Here is an 18,203-nt window from a genome sequence, read left to right as displayed (position 1 = left end):
AATGGGAGAGGGAGATGTGGATTTTGAAGGAATCTTTGAGACCTTAAGAGAGATGGACTTTGCCAGCTGTCAGTTAAAAGAGAACGCACCGAAGGCCGGAGGAGACAACATCGCATGTGTATCCATGTTCGGATTTCCGGAAAAGATGGAGAAACAGGCGCCGGAAGCGAGAGAACGCATTGAACGGGAATTGCTGAAAGGGTAGAGTGACGATGGAAAAGAAGCAGGGAACTATTTTAGATAAATTATCATGGAAAACTAGATTCTCCTATGGATGCGGAGATACTGCGTGCAATGTAGTTTTCGGTATGATCAGCACTGTGCTGACCTTGTTTTATACAGATTATGTGGGTGTCTCAGCAGCAACAGTCGGCATGGTTATGCTGCTTTCCAGAGTGTTTGACGGATTCTCTGACGTGATCATGGGATTTATTGTGGAACGAACCGATTCCAAATGGGGAAAATCAAGGCCGTGGATTCTGTGGATGGCGGCACCATATGCTGTCTCAGCGGTTTTGCTGTTTACGGTGCCCCATACTACAAACTTTCTGCAGTTTCTTTATATGTTTGTGACATATAACTTCTGTACAACGATCTGCTATACGGCGATTAATCTGCCTTACGGCAGCCTCTCTGCAATGATGTCCAGAAGTTCTGAAGAACGAAGTATGCTCAGCATTGTGAGGATGGGAATGTCGCCGTTCGGACGGATCCTGGCGGTTACGTGTACAATGCCGCTGGTTAAGTTGTTTGGGGATACCCAGTCATCATGGGTTATTGTTATGGGAATATGGTCAGTGACTGCAATGGTTCTTTTGGTCATCTGTTTTGCCAACTGCCGGGAGACGGTAAAGATCGAAGCCCGTGAAAAGCAGGAAAAGATACCTGCGTTAAAGTCATTAAAGTTATTGGTTACGAACCAGTATTTTTGGGCGGTATTAGTTCTATGGATGATGCAGAACGTGATTTACGGTGTGACAGGGACCATTCTGCCGTATTACTGCAAGTATATATTTCACAACGATACATGGATGTACAGCACGCTGTATCTGACGGAGACGCTCACGATTGTAGCCTCCACATGCATTGTATGCCCTATTCTGCTGAAACATTTCGGGAAAAGAAATATGGCACTTTCCGGAGCAGTTCTGGCTTTGGCCGGACAGCTTGTATTCTTTGCCAATCCGGAAAGTTTTCAGTGGATGCTTATGTGCTGCATCATCAGAGGCATCGGTTTATCTCCTTTGAATGCCATTGTCTTTGGAATGCTGGGAGATGTGGTGGAATACGGACAGTGGAAACATCATGTACGGCAGGAGAGCCTGATCTTTGCCGGGGGATCTGTCGGCACAAAGATTGGTTCCGGACTTGCCTCAGCCGTGATGACAGGACTTTTATCTATGGCAGGGTATATAAGCTCGGCAGCAGGAGCGGTCACCCAGCCGCAGTCAGCCATTGACATGATTATGAATATTTATAAGGCAGGGCCTATTATCGTATGGACTGTGGTCATCATAACATTAGGGCTTTATAAACTGGACAAGAAATATGACGGTATTATGGAAGAACTGACGGAACGGGAGCTTCAGGGACAGCTTTAAAATAAAAGCAGGGAATGAACTTTTAAATGTTCATCCCCTGCTTTTTCTTAAATATCATGGGAAACTGGCTTTTTACCGCGGTTCCGGTATTCTCTCGGTGAACATTGATAGGTCCTCTTAAACATCCGGGAGAAATTACTGGGACTGTCGAAGCCGCAGCCTACAGAGATTTCAGAGATGCTTTCGCTGGTGCTAATGAGAAGAAGAGCGCCTTTGGACAGCCGGTATCGGATGAGATACTGCATCGGCGAAATGCCAAGTGTCCGCCGGAAACACCGGAGACATTCCCTTTCTCCGATGTTGGCAGACTGTGCAATGTCATACAGCTTTAACGGTTCTGCAAACCGGGATTCTATCATATGAATCATTGTTTTAATACGGCAGGAGTCATGGTCCGGCCTGGAAGCGGTTTCAGAGATTCGGTTTTTATGGCTCTCATACAGCAGATAACATAGTCTGGAAAGCTGTTCCCTTACAGTGAATTCATATCCCTCTGGTCCTTTAGAAAAGGCCTTGAAAGCCTTCAGAAAATGCTGTATGATCTCGGACCCGGACTTACTGTCAGGCTGGAAAAGCAGGCAGTCAACAGCACAGGAACTGGTAAGCGGATGAATGTATTTTGTATAGAAAACAGAACTGTCAGAACCAGATACTAAATCCGGGTGAAACACAAGGGACTGAAGGCGGCAGGTGCCGGAAGTTTCAGCCTCATGAAGAATGTTGGAATTAATGACTGCACTGTCTCCGGCATTCATACGCAGGGATCTGCCGGGTACCCGGACATCCAGGGAGCCGGAATAAACGTAAAGCACTTCAAGCTCTTCATGCCAGTGCCACGGAATTCTGCTTACGGCGCCGGCTGAATAAACGGAGTCATATCCTGCACATGGAAACTCAAGCGTCCCATGGGGCCGCAGTTCACGCCGGTCCTGGTCCGTATAGATGGTACAATCCTGCAAAAGCATAAAGAACCCTCCTTTTTGTCGCTTTTTTTATATTATAGGTCCAAATTAATATTGTTTCAATCGTGAAAAGACGGTATTTATATATTAAGGTGACTTGTGTACAGATATTCAGGAGGTATGTTTTTTATGATAGATTTACATATGCATTCTTATTACAGCGACGACGGTGAGTTCCAGCCGGAAGAATTAGTGCAGAAATGCAAAGAGAAAGGCATCCGGTATATGGCCATTACGGACCATAACTGTGTCCGGGCTGTGGATAAAGGAAGAAAGGCAGCCCAGAAAGAAGGGATTTATTTTATCTCAGGAGTAGAGGTCGACTGCACCTTTCAGGGGGTAAACCTGCATGTTCTTGGATATGGAATAGATGAAAAGGATCCGGCATTTCAAAAGATCGAAGACAATATATCAGAGCAGAGCAATGAAGCATCAGTTAAGATGCTTGAGGGGACAAGAAAATTAGGATTTGATGTGTCTGAGGAAGATATGGAAGAGCTGACGGAAACTATGTTTTGGAAAAACCGGTGGACAGGGGAGATGTTTGCGGAAGTTCTATTAAATAAACCGGAATATAAGGAACATGAACTGCTTATGCCTTACCGTCCGGGAGGGAACAGAAGCAGCAATCCTTATGTAAATTTTTACTGGGATTATTACTCCCAGGGAAAACCCTGTCATGTGGATATAAGGTTCCCCTCTATGGAAGAAGTGATTGCTGATATCCATAAAAGCGGAGGGAAAGCGGTTCTGGCACATCCGGGAGTGAATCTTAAAAACCATATGGAGATTTGGAAAGAGATCGCGGCTTCCGGCATTGACGGAGTGGAAGCCTTCAGCAGCTATCACACACCGGAGGATGTTTTGTTTTTCAGCCACGAGGCCGGACAGCAGCATCTGTTTGTAACCTGCGGAAGCGATTATCACGGAAAAACTAAGCCTTCCATCAGTATCGGACAGCACGGCTGCAGCCAGCCGGAAAATGAAATACTGCCCCGGCTTGAGAGCATTATGAAGCAGAAAACCCAACGGATAAATGAATGACAAGTGAAAAAATAGCCAGGTCCTTTTTATTATTTTGAAGGGCCTGGCTATTTTATTGTATGAAATGCTTGGCTGGTCTGTCTATTTTACTGCAAGCTCGTTGGCCAGATTGACGATCGTTCCGATGGGATCAGAAAGTTCACTCTGGTTCATGGCATTCACATAGCTTGCCCGGTTGTCATAAACCTCATGTACTGCGTTCAGCAGAGACTTGGAAGTCACTTCCTCCTCATTCAGCACATAACTGTAGCCCTGGCGCTGGAAAGACTGGGCGTTTAAAATCTGGTCTCCCCTGCTGGCATTCAATCCCAGAGGGATCAGGATGTTTGGTTTCCTGAGGGCTAAGAGTTCACAGATTGCATTAGCCCCTGCTCTGGATATAATAACGTCTGCACAGGCAAAGAGATGCTTCAGTTCCTTTTTCACATACTCAAACTGGCGGTAGCCGCTTTTCCCTGCAAGCATGGACTCCAGGTTGTTCTTGCCGCATATGTGAATTATCTGAAAATCTTCTAAAAGCTCATCAATATTGTCTCTGACTGCATTGTTGATTGCCACGGAACCGAGACTTCCGCCGATGATTAAAAGCACAGGCTTAGAGGATGTAAAATCACAAAGCTTAAGTCCCTTATCTTTTGAACCGGTAAAAAGTTCTTCACGGATTGGAGAGCCGGTAAGAACAGCCTTTCCTTCCGGAAGATGTTTTACAGTTTCAGGAAAGTTGCAGCAGACCCTGCTTGCACTCGGGATGCTCAGCTTATTTGCAAGGCCCGGGGTCATGTCAGATTCGTGGATAATGACAGGTATCCGAAGATGCTTTGCTGCCATGACCACAGGTACAGTCACAAAACCGCCTTTGGAAAAAACAACATGGGGCTTCAATTTTTTTAAGATTTTCTTTGCGTCAAAATATCCCTTCATAACCCGGAAAGGATCGGTGAAATTTTTCACGTCAAAGTATCTTCTCAGCTTGCCGGAGGAAATTCCGTAGTAGGGAAGACCAATGTCTTCGATCAGTTTCTTTTCCATTCCATCTTTGGAACCTATATAACTGATCTGATAACCTTCTTTTTCCAGGGCAGGTACCAATGCCATATTTGGAGTGACGTGTCCGGCTGTACCTCCCCCGGTCAATACGATTCGTTTCATAATACCTCCATGAATGAAAACAAATGTCAGTGAGTCTCTTTATATTCTTTCAAAGCTTTGGAAAGCTGGTCAGGACATGAAGTCCCACGGAAGCCGCACTGGATGCCTGAGAGACGTTCAATTACCTCATCTACGGACATTCCTTTTACAAGGGCAGCCACGCCGGTGGTGTTTCCCTGGCAGCCTCCCCGGAATTGTATATCTTTTATGATATCATTTTCTATCTCAAATTCAATGGCACTGCTGCAGACGCCTTTTGTTTTATAAATCATTTTGGTTACCTCCTGATAATTTTATTCAAACCCAAAGGGCATTCCGTATTATATCACAAAAATCGGAGAATACATAGACAGGTAAGCTGTGTTATAATTTTTATCAGATTTAATTCATAACAGGAAGAAGGAGAAATATTATGAAAATTGGAATTATCGGTGCAATGGAGGAAGAGGTAGAATCACTGATCTCTTCTATGGAAAATGTGAGCAGGCAGACAAAGGCCTCTATGAATTTTTATGAGGGAAGGCTTTGGGGAAATGATGCAGTTGTAGTCATGAGCGGCATTGGAAAAGTAAATATGGCCGTGTGCGCACAGATACTGATCGACAGCTTCGGCGTGGAAAAATTAATCAATACAGGGGTTGCAGGGGGCCTGCACAAGGATATTGAAATTGGGGATATCGTAATTTCCAGCGATGCGGTGCAGCATGATATGGATGCCGTGGGATTCGGTTATAAACTGGGAGAGATTCCCCGTATGGAGTGCTCAGTGTTTAAGGCAGATGAGGCGCTTATAAAAGAGGTAGAAGAGGCGTGCAGGAAAGCAAATCCTGATATTCAGTGCTTTACCGGCAGGGTCTTAAGCGGTGACCAGTTTATTTCCAGTGATGAAAAGAAACATTGGCTCATCGAAAACTTTGGAGGATACTGTGCGGAGATGGAAGGGGCAGCCATGGCCCAGACAGCATATTTAAATCATGTGCCGTTTGTGATCCTGAGAGCCATATCCGATAAATGCGATGATACGGCAACAGTAAATTACAGCGAATTTGAGGAAGCTGCAATAAAGCATATAATTAGACTGATTCACGGTATTTTAGACAAGGAAGCGTCTAACTTTGTAAGGCAATAATCCGTGTATTCCCCTCTTTGTGATTTTATAATATAAGAATCATAAAGGAAGAAGGAGAAATATCATGGATGTAATAAAAAACGCATTTTTTGTACAAGGGTTGGCTGCATTACTTGCAGCAGGTATTATAGGAAAACTCATTGTCTGGAGGAACTACCGCAGGCTTTTGAAAGATTCTTATGAGATGGACGGAAACAAAAAGCAGTGGATGGGAGTGCTCAGGAAGAAGTTTGAAAGTTACTATCAGCTGGAGGCAAATCTTCATAACATTCCATGTGTTGTGGACAAGTATATGAAAAATCATAAAATATGTGGATTATCCTCTGAAATCATGGAGCAGGTCACAGGACTCTGTGCTGTCTTAAGTTTTTTCCTGGGCTGTCTTGGTGTGGTACGGGGATATATAGAGGGAGCAGATCTTAAAGTAGTGGCGGAAAGCCTGTTTTTAAGCATGGCCTCAGGACTGGTTCTCGTATTTGTGGACAGGCTGGTCACCTTTAACGGAAAGAAACAGCTGGTGCGGGCAAACCTCATTCACTTCTTGGAGAACATTCTCCCGAACCGCTATCTGAAATCTGTGAAAAAGCAGGAAAAAGAAGAACAGGTAAAGCAGAAAGAAAAACAGAAAGAGGACGAGCAGGTAAAAGAAGAAAAGAGAGAAGCCAGAAAGATAGAAAAGCACTGGCAGGAAGCCGCGGCATCCAGAGAATTTGAGCTGACGGATGAAGAAATGCAGGCGGTGAAAGATTTCATAAATGGATTATAAATTTTTGGTATACATAATAGAATAGTAAAAAAGCAGGAAATCATAACATGAGGAAAGTTTTATTATTATTCTGTATCGTGTGCACTCTGGGTCTTGCCGGCTGCGGCAGGGAAGAGGCACAGGTGGAGTCCACCAAAGTAATCAGCCAGGGAAGCAATACAAAAGAGGGATGGTGGCTGAAACGGAACAAAGAGCATCAGCAGCCGGAGTTTTCACAGAATATAGACCTGTCCAAATACGATGCTTACAGTATGGATACGAAAGCCAAAAATAAAAAAGTAATGTATTTAACGTTTGACTGCGGCTATGAAAATGGTTTTACGCCTAAGATATTGGATGTGCTGAAGAAAGAAAAGGTACCGGCAGCATTTTTTGTGACAAAGCCGTTTATAAGGGAAGATCCGGATTTAGTAAAAAGAATGAAAAAAGAAGGACATGTGGTGGGAAATCACACGGTTCACCATAAGAGCATGCCGACGGTTTCCGACAGGGACAATAAGCAGGAATTAATTGACTGTGCAGAATATTGCAAAAAAGCCACAGGTTATGATATGGATATGTTTATGCGCCCGCCTATGGGAGAGTACAGCGAACATACATTGGCTCTCACAAAGAAGCTTGGATATAAGACGATTTTCTGGAGTATGGCTTATGTGGATTTTAATGTAAACAGCCAGCCGGGAAAGGACTATGTGGTACAGCATTTTGAAGAAAATTACCATAACGGAGCCATTCCTTTGATGCATAATGTATCCCAGTCCAATGCAGAAGCTCTGGAGACTGTCATTAAGAATTTAAAGGCCAAAGGATTTGAATTCCGGTCGCTGAAAAAACTCCCTGACTATTGAATAGAAAGGCGTAATTTGTTAAAATATAGATAACGCATTTAACCAAGAGAGACAACAGTAAAGGAGAAAGACATGGGAAAAATTAAGTTTGATTACAGCAACGCAAAAGATTTTATAAGAGACCACGAAGTGGATATGATCGAGAAGCAGGTTGCAGATGCGAAAGAGTATTTGTTGTCGAGAAAAGGTCCGGGAAATGACTTTTTAGGATGGATCGATCTTCCGGTGGATTATGATAAAGAAGAATTTGCGAGAATTAAAAAAGCCGCTCAGAAAATTAAGAGCGATTCCGATGTATTGGTTGTCATTGGTATCGGAGGATCCTACCTTGGTTCCAGAGCCGTGATCGAAGGGCTGTCAAACAACTTCAACAATAAGCTGGATAAGGAAGTCAGAAAAGCGCCGGAAGTTTATTTTGCCGGACATAATATCAGCGGTACATATGTGAAGCAGCTGATTGATGTGATCGGAGACAGAGACTTTTCTGTCAATGTAATTTCTAAATCAGGAACGACAACAGAACCCGGCATTGCGTTCCGTATCTTCAAAAAGCTTCTCAATGACAAGTACGGAAAAGAAGAGGCTACCAAGCGTATCTACGCTACAACTGACAAGGCAAGGGGAGCATTAAAGACACTTGCAACAGACGAGGGATATGAGACATTTGTTGTCCCTGACGATGTAGGAGGACGTTTCACAGTCCTGACAGCTGTCGGACTGCTTCCGATTGCAGCTGCAGGCATTGACATTGACGAATTCGTAAAAGGATTCCAGGACGGAAGAGATATGTTCTTAAATGCACCGTTTGAGGAAAATCCTGCAATGTTATATGCGGCAGTCCGCAACATTCTTATGCGCAGAGGAAAAGGCATGGAGATCCTTGCAAACTATGAGCCGAATCTTCACTTCATTTCTGAGTGGTGGAAACAGTTATACGGAGAAAGCGAAGGAAAAGACGGAAAGGGCATCTTCCCGGCATCTGTGGACTTCTCTACAGACCTGCATTCTTTAGGACAGTTTATTCAGGACGGATCTTCCAACCACTTTGAGACAGTGCTGAACGTAGAAGAACCGGAATTAGACATTGTGCTGGAAGCAGAGGATAATGATCTGGACGGATTAAACTATCTTGCAGGCAAGACCATGAACTTTGTAAACCAGAATGCTATGAAGGGAACCATCTTAGCCCATGTTGACGGAGGAGTTCCGAACTTAAGATTTGACATTCCGAAGATGGATGCTTACCATCTTGCACAGCTGTTTTACACATTTGAATCTGCGTGCGGTATGAGCGGTTACTTAAACTGCGTGAATCCGTTTGACCAGCCGGGAGTGGAAGCATATAAGAAAAATATGTTCGCCCTGCTTGGAAAACCAGGATTTGAAGACAGAAGAGAAGATTTATTAAAGAGACTATAGGAGACCAAATGAAAAAGATTGCACAGTTCCATAAAGTAAGTTTTGGACAGTTTTTAGAAAGCTGGCAGGATACCTTTGAAGATACCCCGGAGGAAGAAGTAAGACAGATTTTTGACAGCATCGAGCTTCCGAAACGGGCCACCAGAGGTTCTGCCGGATACGATTTTTACAGCCCCCTGGATTTTGAGCTGAAACCCGGAGAGACGATCAAAATTCCGACCGGGATCCGTGTATACATGGAAGAAAGCTGGGTATTGAATCTGTTTCCGCGCAGCGGCCTGGGATTTAAGTTCCGCCTTCAGATGAATAATACGGTAGGCATCATTGACAGTGATTATTTCTATTCGGACAATGAGGGACATATTTTTGTGAAACTCACAAATGATTCCAATGAAGGAAAGATTGTCAGCGTAAAAGCCGGCACAGGAATCGTACAGGGTATTTTTATGGAATATGGTGTGACCATAGACGATGACGCTAAGGAAGTCCGCAACGGCGGATTCGGCAGTACAACCAAATAACAGCAAAAAACCCCGCCTTATGGCGGGGTCTTTTTTTGTCAGAAGGCATTCGGCCTGAATATGTATGAATATCACGTTTGTTTGAGAGTTTGTGGCCAATGATATGATATTCAGGGGAAAAGTCTCATACTTTCCAGCACACCCTCTATTATAGAAACTTTTGTAATTTTAAAAAGGTGAACGTTGTCAGGAATTTTCCTGATGCTCCATCTGGTCAAGCTCTGCAGGAGTGTGGCCGGAGGCTATAAAAAGGCGTGTATCTACATAGAGATCCATCATTTTTTCGGCAAATGTATCTGCCTGGGCCTGGTCTGCGAAGACAACGTCGCCTTTCTGAAGCATTTCAAAAATATGCTCCGGATCTGCCCCGACCTTCATAATATAGGAGATTCTTCTTGTCAGGTCAGAGGCTTCCGGAATCTGAAAACCTAATTCGTCAACCAGATAGGAGGTGAAGGATAAAGCAGCAGAGTCGGGTTCTGAATTATCCAGTGTGATTTCTTCCCTGGAAGGATGATAGTATGCGTAGTCTTTTTGAATGGATATAATATCCTCAAGAAGATTTGGGTCCTCAAGAAGCATAGCATCCACAAACATCCGGTCGTGATAGCCAAAGCTGTAGGCATGGGGAGAAGGGAGAAAGTAGAGATTGATCAAGTCCTTCTGCGTGATCCGGTGTTCTTCATATGCATTGTACAGATCTGCAATCAGGCTCAGGGGAGCGGCCCCGTAAATGCTGACACAGTAGTAGCAGTACTGGATTTGTTTCCATATATGTTCCCTGCGGCTGCGGAAACCCTCTGTATTCATAACCAGATAGGCTGCCGCTGTGTCAGGCGGAAGGTAGATTTCATTGTCTTCATCAACGGCACAGTACCCTCCGTCAAGGAACGCGTCAAATATGTCTTCGTCGTCAATCGGAAAATAGCCTTCCAATGCGGCCTCAAATGCCTGAATTTCCAGATCTGTCAGGGTCAGAAAGAAGTCTTCCATAGCGCCTGGCTGCAGAACATACTCGGAAAGATAAGAAGCCAGCGTGCTTTTTTCCATCTGGGTGCACTGTTCCAGACGATGGATATGTGCGATCTCCAGAAGATCCTCTTTCGTGTACTGACGGTAGACGTCTGCCAGAGAATCTGCCGGGCAGTCTGCAGAGATATCCTCTATTTTTTTCTTCCGGGATTCCGGAGACAGTTTGGTGCCATCAGCAGAAAAGCAGAGATTATTCTGCAGAAGACGGTTGATGTCACCGGCATCCAAGCCGGATAAAAAGCTGCCTTTATACTTTATGACAGCAGGAAAACGGCTGCTGTAGTCTGGCAGTATCTTTTCAACCTCAATTTTAAAATCTGTCTTCCCTTTTAAGATACATGTGTAGCTGATGGATGAATTTCCGCGCAGATAAGAATCAATCAGCTCGGATTCGCCGGTTATTTTCCTGTGCGGGGCAGGAACCTCAAAACGGAAGAGACAGTGTCCGGACTTTTGAAATACAGTCTGAATGATTTCGTGCAGGCCTGAAAAAGGGATCTGGTCCGGCACTGTGAGACGCCTCCAAACCGGGGGCCTGCTTTCTTTTATGATAACTTTTATTTGATATCCGCCCATAATAAATCTCCTGTCTGCAATGCTGGTGAAAGGGTTTCTTTATAATTATTTTATCACATCTGCAGGGAAGAACAAAGCAGGCCTGCAAAGGCAGAGCATATAAAAACCGGAGCAGGAAATCCCTGCTCCGGTCTTAAATAATGTCTTATACATACTGTGGAAACATTATGAGAACTGTCCCACCCATGTCTCCATCTTTTTGCCGATGTTTTCTGCATCTTCCATGGAAGATCCTTTAACGCCGTAGTAGAATTTGATCTTCGGTTCTGTTCCGGAAGGACGTACGCACAGCCATGCATTGTCTTCCAGTTCATAGTAAAGAACATTGGAAGAAGGAAGTCCTGTTGGAGTGGTCTCTCCAGTTTCAAGATCCACGATCTCATCACTTTGATAATCACGGGACTTAAGCACTTTGAGTCCTCCGATCTCCTTCGGCGGGTTCTCCCTTAGGGATTTCAGCATATTCTGAATCTTTTCAGCTCCGTCAAGGCCTGCAAATTCCAGTGCTTTGACTTTATCCAAATAGTAGCCGTATGTTTCATACATGTCGGTCATGGCATCCCATAAAGTCTTGCCCTGAGTCATGTAATAAGCAGCAGCTTCACAGAGGGCAACAGTTGCAGATACAGCGTCCTTATCACGGGCGTAGGTGCCGATCAGGCATCCGTAGCTTTCTTCCAGGCCGAACAGGTAGGTTCCTTTGCCGCTGTTTTCAAAATTCAGCATCTGCTGGCCGATGAATTTAAATCCGGTGAGCACTTCGATCAAGTCCACTCCGTAGCCCTGGGCTACTGCATCTACCAGATTGGTTGTGACAATGGATTTAACTACGGCTCCGTCATCCGGCAGAGAGCCGCTGGCAGCCTTTTTCTGGCTCAAAACGTACTCGCACAGAAGAGAACCGGACATGTTTCCGGTCAGTGCGATATAGTCTCCGGTCTTGGCATCTTTTACATAGACACCCAGACGGTCTGCATCAGGATCTGTTGCCAGAACAAGGTCCGCATCTTTTTCTTTTGCAAGGGCCAATCCAAGCTCAAAAGCTTCTTTGGACTCAGGATTCGGATAGCTGACCGTCGGGAAGTCTCCGTCCGGAAGTTCCTGCTCCGGAACTACATAGACATTCTGGAATCCCAGATCCTTGAGCACGCGGCGTACAGGAAGATTTCCTGTTCCATGCAGAGGAGTATAGACGATCTTTAATTTAGATGCCATCTGGTCGATTGCATCCTGATTATGTACTTGCTTTTCCACCTCGGCGATGTAAGCATCATCCACTTCAGCGCCGATGACTTCGTATAAACCGGCCTTGACCGCATCATCCTTGGACATGGTTTTAACCTTAGAGATATCTGTAATAGCATTAACCTTCGCGGTAACCCCTTTATCATGAGGAGGCGTAAACTGTGCACCGTCCTCCCAGTATACTTTGTAGCCGTTGTATTCCGGAGGATTATGGCTGGCAGTGATATTGATTCCGGCAATGCAGTTATAATAACGTACTGCAAAGGACAGTTCCGGCGTCGGACGGAGAGACTCAAAAATAAAAGCCTTAATGCCGTTTGCCGCCAGGCACAGAGCTGCTTCATTGGCAAATTCCGGAGACATATGCCGGGAATCAAAAGCAATCGCTACGCGTTTTTTGTCAGTGCCCTGTTCCAGGATATAGTCTGCAAGCCCTTGGGTAGCCTTGCGGACCACATAGATATTCATACGGTTGATGCCGGCACCGATGATCCCGCGGAGTCCTGCTGTTCCAAAAGCCAGATCAGCGTAAAAACGCTCTTTGATCTCATTGTCATCACCCTGAATGTTTCTGAGTTCCTCTTTGGTAGATTCATCAAAATATGGATTATTAAGCCATTCCTGATATGTTTCCTGATAGTTCATAGTGGTGCTCCTCCTTTACGTTTTTCCTTATGTTTTATTATAACTTATCTGGGGCTAAAAAACATTATAAAAATTGTGATATTGTAAAAGAAATTTCTCTCTTTTTTCTTTTAAATCAACAATATCCTGAAGCTTATTGAGATATCTTGGAGATACCCAGTGTTTTTTATGATTCATGTACTGATTTGAGATTTTCCAGAGTTTTTCAGGGTATAAAAATAAAACGTACAGGAAAGAATAATCATTCATTGTCAGACGCTGTACTTTGTTATAGCCCTTCAGCATAGTCTCGCAGATACTGAACTGATAATCATTTTTCTCCAGGGCCTTCCTGATAAAATAATAAAGGTCAGTGAGCGGATAGCCATAGTAAAAATGCTCAAAATGAAGAGTTGCAGTTCCGTGGGGCCCTATCAGTACATTGTGCTGATTATAAGAGCCGTGGCACCACCCTTCTTTCAGACCGGTCAGTTCTTTCATCTTGGATGAGGATTCCTCAAGCTGTTTCCAGAAAGACTGAATTTCCTTCAGAAACAAATACTCAAAATCCCCTTTGTTTTTTCTGCTTCCGATATATTTCCAGATGCTCTTAAGTTCCCGCCGCCGCTGATCATAGTGTTTTGTCAGAGACAGATGGGGCGTCCCGTAATCTGCACGGTAAGGAATCTTGCCGGAAATCCGGTGAAAGGAGGCCAGATTCCTGCATGCCGAGGATAAATCGGAAGGAGAGTGGATATTGCATTCTGTACCATTGTAAGTCCTTCTCATAACAAAAGGTTCATAGTATTTATCATAGGAAATAAATTCATGTTCTTTGTTTACTATATATTGGTCAATCTTAGTAAATCCCTGGTCCATCAATTCATTTTTCCATTGATGTTCGACAGCCAGACGCTCTTCGGACAGTTTCGTAGCAGACAGGGCAAATAACCCCTGATCAGTGCCGCAGATGATTTCGCCGCGGCCTCTTTTTAAATAATCAATATGCATATCATACTGATCTAAAAGTATTTTGTATTTGTCGTTCACAATATGCCCTCCTCAAAGTTCTACCTCTAATTGTATGTGCCCGGGATGCCGGATATGATATCGTCTTGTAATTCAGAAAAAAATGAAGTATACTGGTACTAATCTAAATGTTACAAATATTACAGAAGTACAATTGGAGGAAGTCTATTATGAGAAAAAAATATTTACTTATAACCTGTATCCTGATGATCGGAGCTGTAAGCCTGATGGCCTGCGGCAAAAAGAGCCCAAGCTCTGAAGCTGCCACAGAGACTACAACAGCTGAGACCGAGGCAACTGCAGAGAGCGATGAGGTGTCTACGGTAGCTACCGAAGAGACTGAGGCTACGACTGCTGCCACATCAAAGTCTACAACTGAAGCAACCATCGCAGACAAAAAAGATGAGGCGAAGAAGCCGGTCAGTGCAACTGGTGTATACAATGGTTTCGGTGACAGCAATTCTGTTGAAGTTGAGATGTCAAACGGAGAGTATAAGACGTTCATCATTGAAGATGAGAAGGTCATGGATGCACTCAATGATATGGAACCCGGAACAAAGATTTCTTTTACTTACGGAGCTTTGGAAGGGCAGGCTAACATGCAGATGCTGTCTGTAAAGAAAAGGTAATGATTAAGGCACAAAGGAGCAGAACTCCTCTGTGCCTTTTTATTTCATGGGGAAGTGCGTCCCATGAAATAAAAAGCACTCCATGCAGGATGCGCACAAATGCGCAAGGAATCTATTTGCCTTTGGCAAATCACATTTGGCGCGCAAAGTGAACAAGCCCCTCAAAGAGTGAGAGGTTGGGGAGATGAGGTGGCTCGTCCACTTTGTTCTTGCATAGGGAATTCCCTATTTTATTCTGAAGGGCTGGTGAAAGTATGAAAAGAAAAGGTATTATTCGGAGGAGTATGATTGTTTTGCTCGCTGTAATGTTTGGCGTTGTCCTTCTGCCGCCGGAGCAGGCAGAGGCCGCCCAGGCAAAGTATGCAGCCTTATCGGGAAGCAATATTTACAAGGTAGGGAAGCACCGTTACAAAGTCAATATTAAGGAGCGCGGGACTGCAGTCCGCAGTCCGTCAGCTGTTTTATACAGGAAGAAAAAGGGAAAATGGAAAAAGCTTTTGACGCATAAGAATACTTACGGTATGACGGTGAAGGCAGAGTACGGCAAATGGCTGTATTATTCTGTCTATCCATATGGGAACGGACAGGATCTCTACCGTTATCATCTGAAAACAAAGAAAAAATACCTTGTGAGAAAAAACGTGCGTCATATGCTGATTTCAGGCGGAAAGCTTTATACAAACGGTTTTGCCACCGATGTCAGTACTGTGCCGATCTATGTCAGCAGGACGAATGGGAAAAAAGCAAAATGTATCACAAAAAAGGCGAATCAGGCTAGAATGAAAATTTATGGGAAACGGATTTATTACCTGGAGTGTACCTATAATAAATCCCACAATAAGAGTACGGACCGGCTTGTGAGCAGAGACCTGAAGGGGAAGAGACGCAGAGTTCTTTCCAAAAAGATCAAAAGTCCGGCTTCTGTCCTGTACTTCAGCAACAAATCCCTGATTTATGCTAAACCGGTCAAAAGTACCATGAGATATTATAAGATCAATGTAAAGACAAAAAAGCAAAAAAGGATTTATCCGTCGGCCAAAAAGGTTGACAACTGGATCAGGACATTTTATTAAAACATAAAAAGGGGCACTGCGGATCTGAAATCCACAGTGCCTCTTTTCAAACTGCATATAGTGAAAGATTAATAGTCTTCTGAATGAATCTGGAAGAATTTCTTCGGATGTGCGCATACAGGACAGACTTCAGGAGCTTCAGTTCCGTAATGTACATGTCCGCAGTTTGTGCAGATCCATGCCTGCTCTGTTTCTCTTTTGTAGACAATTCCCTTGTCGATATTCTCTGTCAGCTGCTGGTAGCGTTCATCATGGCGTTTTTCAATGTCAGCAACCATCTCAAACAGTGCAGCGATCTCATCAAATCCTTCTTCCTTTGCTTCTTTTGCAAAAGTAGGATACATATCGGTCCACTCGAAATTCTCTCCGGCAGCAGCATCTTTTAAGTTAACTTCTGTGGAAGGCATTCCGTCATGTAAAAGCTTAAACCAAATTTTTGCATGTTCTTTTTCATTTAATGCGGTTTCAGCAAAGATATTGCCGAACTGCACATAACCATCTTTTTTTGCCTGGCTTGCATAAAAATCATACTTTGTACGTGCCTGTGACTCTCCTGCATATGCAGCCATCAGGTTCTGTTCTGTTTTTGTTCCTTTTAAATTTGGCATTACACATAACCTCCTAATTCTATAATAGTAATTATTACTGTTTTATTATCTCAGATATATGTATATAAGTCAATACATACTCTTCTATTATTATGGTACAATAAGGATAAATTATTCAATTGCTGCTAATATATCAAAGATTTTGATGATACGCAGAAAGGAGCAGCCGCTATGAGAATGTATGATTTGATTCTGAAAAAAAGAAACGGTGTCTCACTTACGCAGGATGAGATTCAATGGATGATAGAAAATTATTTAAATGGGAGTATTCCGGACTATCAGATGTCAGCCTTGATGATGGCAGTGTATTTCAGGGGAATGGACAGCCAGGAGACTTACCGGCTTACCATGGCTATGGCAGAAAGCGGAGATATGCTGGAATTGTCACAAATTCCGGGCATTAAAGTAGATAAGCACAGCACAGGAGGGGTTGGAGACAAGACATCGCTGGCCCTGGGTCCGCTGGTGGCATCCTGCGGCATTCCGGTGGCCAAGATGTCAGGAAGAGGTTTGGGACACACAGGCGGGACCATTGATAAACTGGAAAGCATTCCTGGCTTTTGTACATCGCTGACAGAGGAGCAGTTCATGCGCCAGGTGACAGAGGTGGGCATTGCTATCATGGGACAGACAAAGGATCTGGCTCCTGCAGATAAGCTTCTGTATGCTCTCAGGGACGTGACAGCTACCGTGGATCAGACGTCACTGATTGCCAGCAGCATTATGAGCAAAAAGCTGGCGGCCGGAGCGGATGCGATTCTGCTGGATGTAAAATGCGGCAGCGGAGCCTTTATGAAATCTTTGGAGGACGCAGAAGAACTGGCAAAAGCCATGATAGATATAGGAAAAAAAGCCGGAAGGAATATGGCAGCAGTGATTTCCGACATGGATCAGCCGTTAGGAAGGGCAGTGGGAAATGCACTGGAAGTGAAAGAGGCTGCAGATACACTGAAAGGAGAGGGGCCTGAGGACTTTACAGAGCTTGTGCTTACGCTGGGTGCTCAGATGCTCTGTATGGCCGGAAAGTCCGGCAGTGCCGGGGAAGCCAGAAGGATTCTGGAGCAGAAAATTTCCAGCGGAGAAGCGATTGAGAAGTTCCGGGAATTTGCTGCGGCACAGGGCGGGGACCCGTCATGGATCGACCAGCCCGAAAACTTCAGCAGAGCAAATTATATAGAAGAAATTCTATCAGAGGACAGCGGTTATATATCAGCTTTTAATACACAGGAAATCGGTATCTGCTCCCTGATTCTCGGGGGAGGACGGGAGACAAAAGAAAGCCGGATTGATTCTTCGGTGGGGCTGGTACTCCAAAAGAAAAAGGGAGATCCGGTGTCGGCAGGAGAGTGTCTTGCAGTGATTCATGCCAATGACCGGCAAAAACTCAAAGATGCCAGGCAGCATTTTTTGAAAAATGTATCAATATCCGGTGAACAGGTAACCCCCGGGCCAATCGTTAAAAAAATATTTTCCTGAAAGAATACATGAGCCGGTGCTGTTTTTCATAAGCTAATAAAAAAACGGAGTGGCCTATGAAGCGGTTTGCTGTTGTTGTATTGCTGTTTGTGTGCAGTATTTCTTCCGGATGTGTAAAGCAGGAAAAGCAGGGAGCAAAAGAAGAGGTAGATTACGCAGTATGCAGAAAAGAAAATCTTCCAAAGGAATTAGTGCAGAGAATTCATGAACAGAAGGATAAAGTTTTTCATTTTACGTATTCTATGAAGGAGACAATGTATTATGTGATCGGATATGGAAAACAGACCGGCACAGGGTACAAGATCCGGGTCAAGCGGATGCAGATGGATGAGGACCATATCTATATTGATACGAATCTGATCGGAGTGCCGAAGAGCCAGCAGGAAAAGGGAAACTCCTGTCCGTATATTGTAATCAAGAGCCAGAATTATGAAAAAGATGTTGTGTTTTTGTGATATATCATAAAAACTTT

General features: G+C 44.2%; 18 protein-coding genes and 1 pseudogene. 12 read left to right on the top strand and 7 right to left on the bottom strand.

The genetic code is table 11. From position 1 onward, the window contains the following. Together KH180_RS15820 and KH180_RS15815 are read left to right on the top strand one after the other, a co-directional pair. A pseudogene (locus tag KH180_RS15820) lies at positions 1-205 on the top strand (sugar phosphate isomerase/epimerase); the annotation flags it as partial. Between the two features lie 7 nt (positions 206-212). Continuing rightward, positions 213-1,601: an MFS transporter gene (locus KH180_RS15815; protein WP_290762116.1), complete on the top strand. Its 1,389-nt coding sequence runs from the start codon at positions 213-215 to the stop codon at positions 1,599-1,601. Between the two features lie 47 nt (positions 1,602-1,648). On the opposite strand, the gene KH180_RS15810 is transcribed toward KH180_RS15815, so the two are convergent. Next, a complete protein-coding gene (locus tag KH180_RS15810) occupies positions 1,649-2,566 on the bottom strand; it encodes an AraC family transcriptional regulator (RefSeq protein WP_290762113.1) in 918 nt (305 codons plus the stop codon). Between the two features lie 126 nt (positions 2,567-2,692). Between KH180_RS15810 and KH180_RS15805 the strand changes: the two genes are divergently transcribed. Next, entirely contained in the window at positions 2,693-3,607 is a 915-nt protein-coding gene (locus KH180_RS15805; protein WP_330624602.1) for a PHP domain-containing protein, read from the top strand. 81 nt (positions 3,608-3,688) lie between these two features. On the opposite strand, the gene KH180_RS15800 is transcribed toward KH180_RS15805, so the two are convergent. Beyond that, a complete protein-coding gene (locus tag KH180_RS15800; RefSeq protein ID WP_290762107.1) occupies positions 3,689-4,756 on the bottom strand; it encodes an undecaprenyldiphospho-muramoylpentapeptide beta-N-acetylglucosaminyltransferase in 1,068 nt (355 codons plus the stop codon). Positions 4,757-4,782: 26 nt separating this feature from the next. Further along, positions 4,783-5,028 (bottom strand): TIGR03905 family TSCPD domain-containing protein, encoded by a 246-nt coding sequence (locus KH180_RS15795; RefSeq protein WP_290762105.1) that lies wholly within the window; start codon positions 5,026-5,028, stop codon positions 4,783-4,785. Positions 5,029-5,168: 140 nt separating this feature from the next. On the opposite strand from KH180_RS15795, the gene KH180_RS15790 reads away from it, so the two are divergent. The 5 genes from KH180_RS15790 to KH180_RS15770 all read left to right on the top strand — a co-directional run bounded on the left by KH180_RS15790 (position 5,169) and on the right by KH180_RS15770 (position 9,439). Further along, the gene (locus KH180_RS15790) at positions 5,169-5,885 is read left to right on the top strand and encodes a 5'-methylthioadenosine/adenosylhomocysteine nucleosidase (RefSeq protein WP_290762102.1); all 717 of its coding nucleotides are present in this window, start codon (positions 5,169-5,171) and stop codon (positions 5,883-5,885) included. A gap of 64 nt (positions 5,886-5,949) precedes the next feature. Continuing rightward, complete coding sequence (locus KH180_RS15785; protein ID WP_290762098.1) at positions 5,950-6,651, top strand: hypothetical protein; 702 nt, start codon at positions 5,950-5,952, stop codon at positions 6,649-6,651. A 47-nt stretch (positions 6,652-6,698) separates the two neighbouring features. Further along, a complete protein-coding gene (locus KH180_RS15780; protein ID WP_290762095.1) occupies positions 6,699-7,499 on the top strand; it encodes a delta-lactam-biosynthetic de-N-acetylase in 801 nt (266 codons plus the stop codon). Between the two features lie 72 nt (positions 7,500-7,571). Continuing rightward, positions 7,572-8,918: a glucose-6-phosphate isomerase gene (locus KH180_RS15775; RefSeq protein WP_290762092.1), complete on the top strand. Its 1,347-nt coding sequence runs from the start codon at positions 7,572-7,574 to the stop codon at positions 8,916-8,918. 8 nt (positions 8,919-8,926) lie between these two features. Continuing rightward, on the top strand, positions 8,927-9,439 hold the full coding sequence (locus KH180_RS15770) for a deoxyuridine 5'-triphosphate nucleotidohydrolase (RefSeq protein ID WP_290762089.1): 513 nt from the start codon (positions 8,927-8,929) through the stop codon (positions 9,437-9,439). 186 nt (positions 9,440-9,625) lie between these two features. On the opposite strand, the gene KH180_RS15765 is transcribed toward KH180_RS15770, so the two are convergent. The 3 genes from KH180_RS15765 to KH180_RS15755 form a co-directional block, all read right to left on the bottom strand. Continuing rightward, a complete protein-coding gene (locus tag KH180_RS15765) occupies positions 9,626-11,047 on the bottom strand; it encodes an IS1096 element passenger TnpR family protein (RefSeq protein WP_290762087.1) in 1,422 nt (473 codons plus the stop codon). A gap of 165 nt (positions 11,048-11,212) precedes the next feature. Next, positions 11,213-12,937 carry a phospho-sugar mutase gene (locus KH180_RS15760; RefSeq protein ID WP_290762084.1) on the bottom strand — a complete coding sequence of 575 codons (1,725 nt, stop codon included), beginning with the start codon at positions 12,935-12,937 and terminating at the stop codon, positions 11,213-11,215. 54 nt (positions 12,938-12,991) lie between these two features. Continuing rightward, entirely contained in the window at positions 12,992-13,966 is a 975-nt protein-coding gene (locus tag KH180_RS15755; RefSeq protein ID WP_290762082.1) for a phosphotransferase, read from the bottom strand. A gap of 149 nt (positions 13,967-14,115) precedes the next feature. Between KH180_RS15755 and KH180_RS15750 the strand changes: the two genes are divergently transcribed. Further along, positions 14,116-14,574 carry a nucleolar protein 3 gene (locus KH180_RS15750; protein WP_290762080.1) on the top strand — a complete coding sequence of 153 codons (459 nt, stop codon included), beginning with the start codon at positions 14,116-14,118 and terminating at the stop codon, positions 14,572-14,574. Between the two features lie 284 nt (positions 14,575-14,858). Further along, on the top strand, positions 14,859-15,647 hold the full coding sequence (locus KH180_RS15745; RefSeq protein WP_290762078.1) for a hypothetical protein: 789 nt from the start codon (positions 14,859-14,861) through the stop codon (positions 15,645-15,647). 68 nt (positions 15,648-15,715) lie between these two features. On the opposite strand, the gene rbr is transcribed toward KH180_RS15745, so the two are convergent. Then, positions 15,716-16,255 carry a rubrerythrin gene (gene rbr, locus KH180_RS15740; protein ID WP_290762075.1) on the bottom strand — a complete coding sequence of 180 codons (540 nt, stop codon included), beginning with the start codon at positions 16,253-16,255 and terminating at the stop codon, positions 15,716-15,718. A 171-nt stretch (positions 16,256-16,426) separates the two neighbouring features. Between rbr and KH180_RS15735 the strand changes: the two genes are divergently transcribed. Further along, positions 16,427-17,731, top strand: coding sequence for a pyrimidine-nucleoside phosphorylase (locus KH180_RS15735; RefSeq protein ID WP_290762072.1), 1,305 nt, complete (start codon positions 16,427-16,429; stop codon positions 17,729-17,731). A gap of 56 nt (positions 17,732-17,787) precedes the next feature. After that, a complete protein-coding gene (locus tag KH180_RS15730; RefSeq protein ID WP_290762070.1) occupies positions 17,788-18,186 on the top strand; it encodes a protease complex subunit PrcB family protein in 399 nt (132 codons plus the stop codon). Positions 18,187-18,203: the final 17 nt, after the last annotated feature.

Source organism: Anaerostipes sp., from assembly GCF_018381315.1.
Classification (GTDB): Bacteria; Bacillota; Clostridia; order Lachnospirales; family Lachnospiraceae; genus Anaerostipes.
This window is presented reverse-complemented; position numbering and strand designations above follow the sequence as displayed.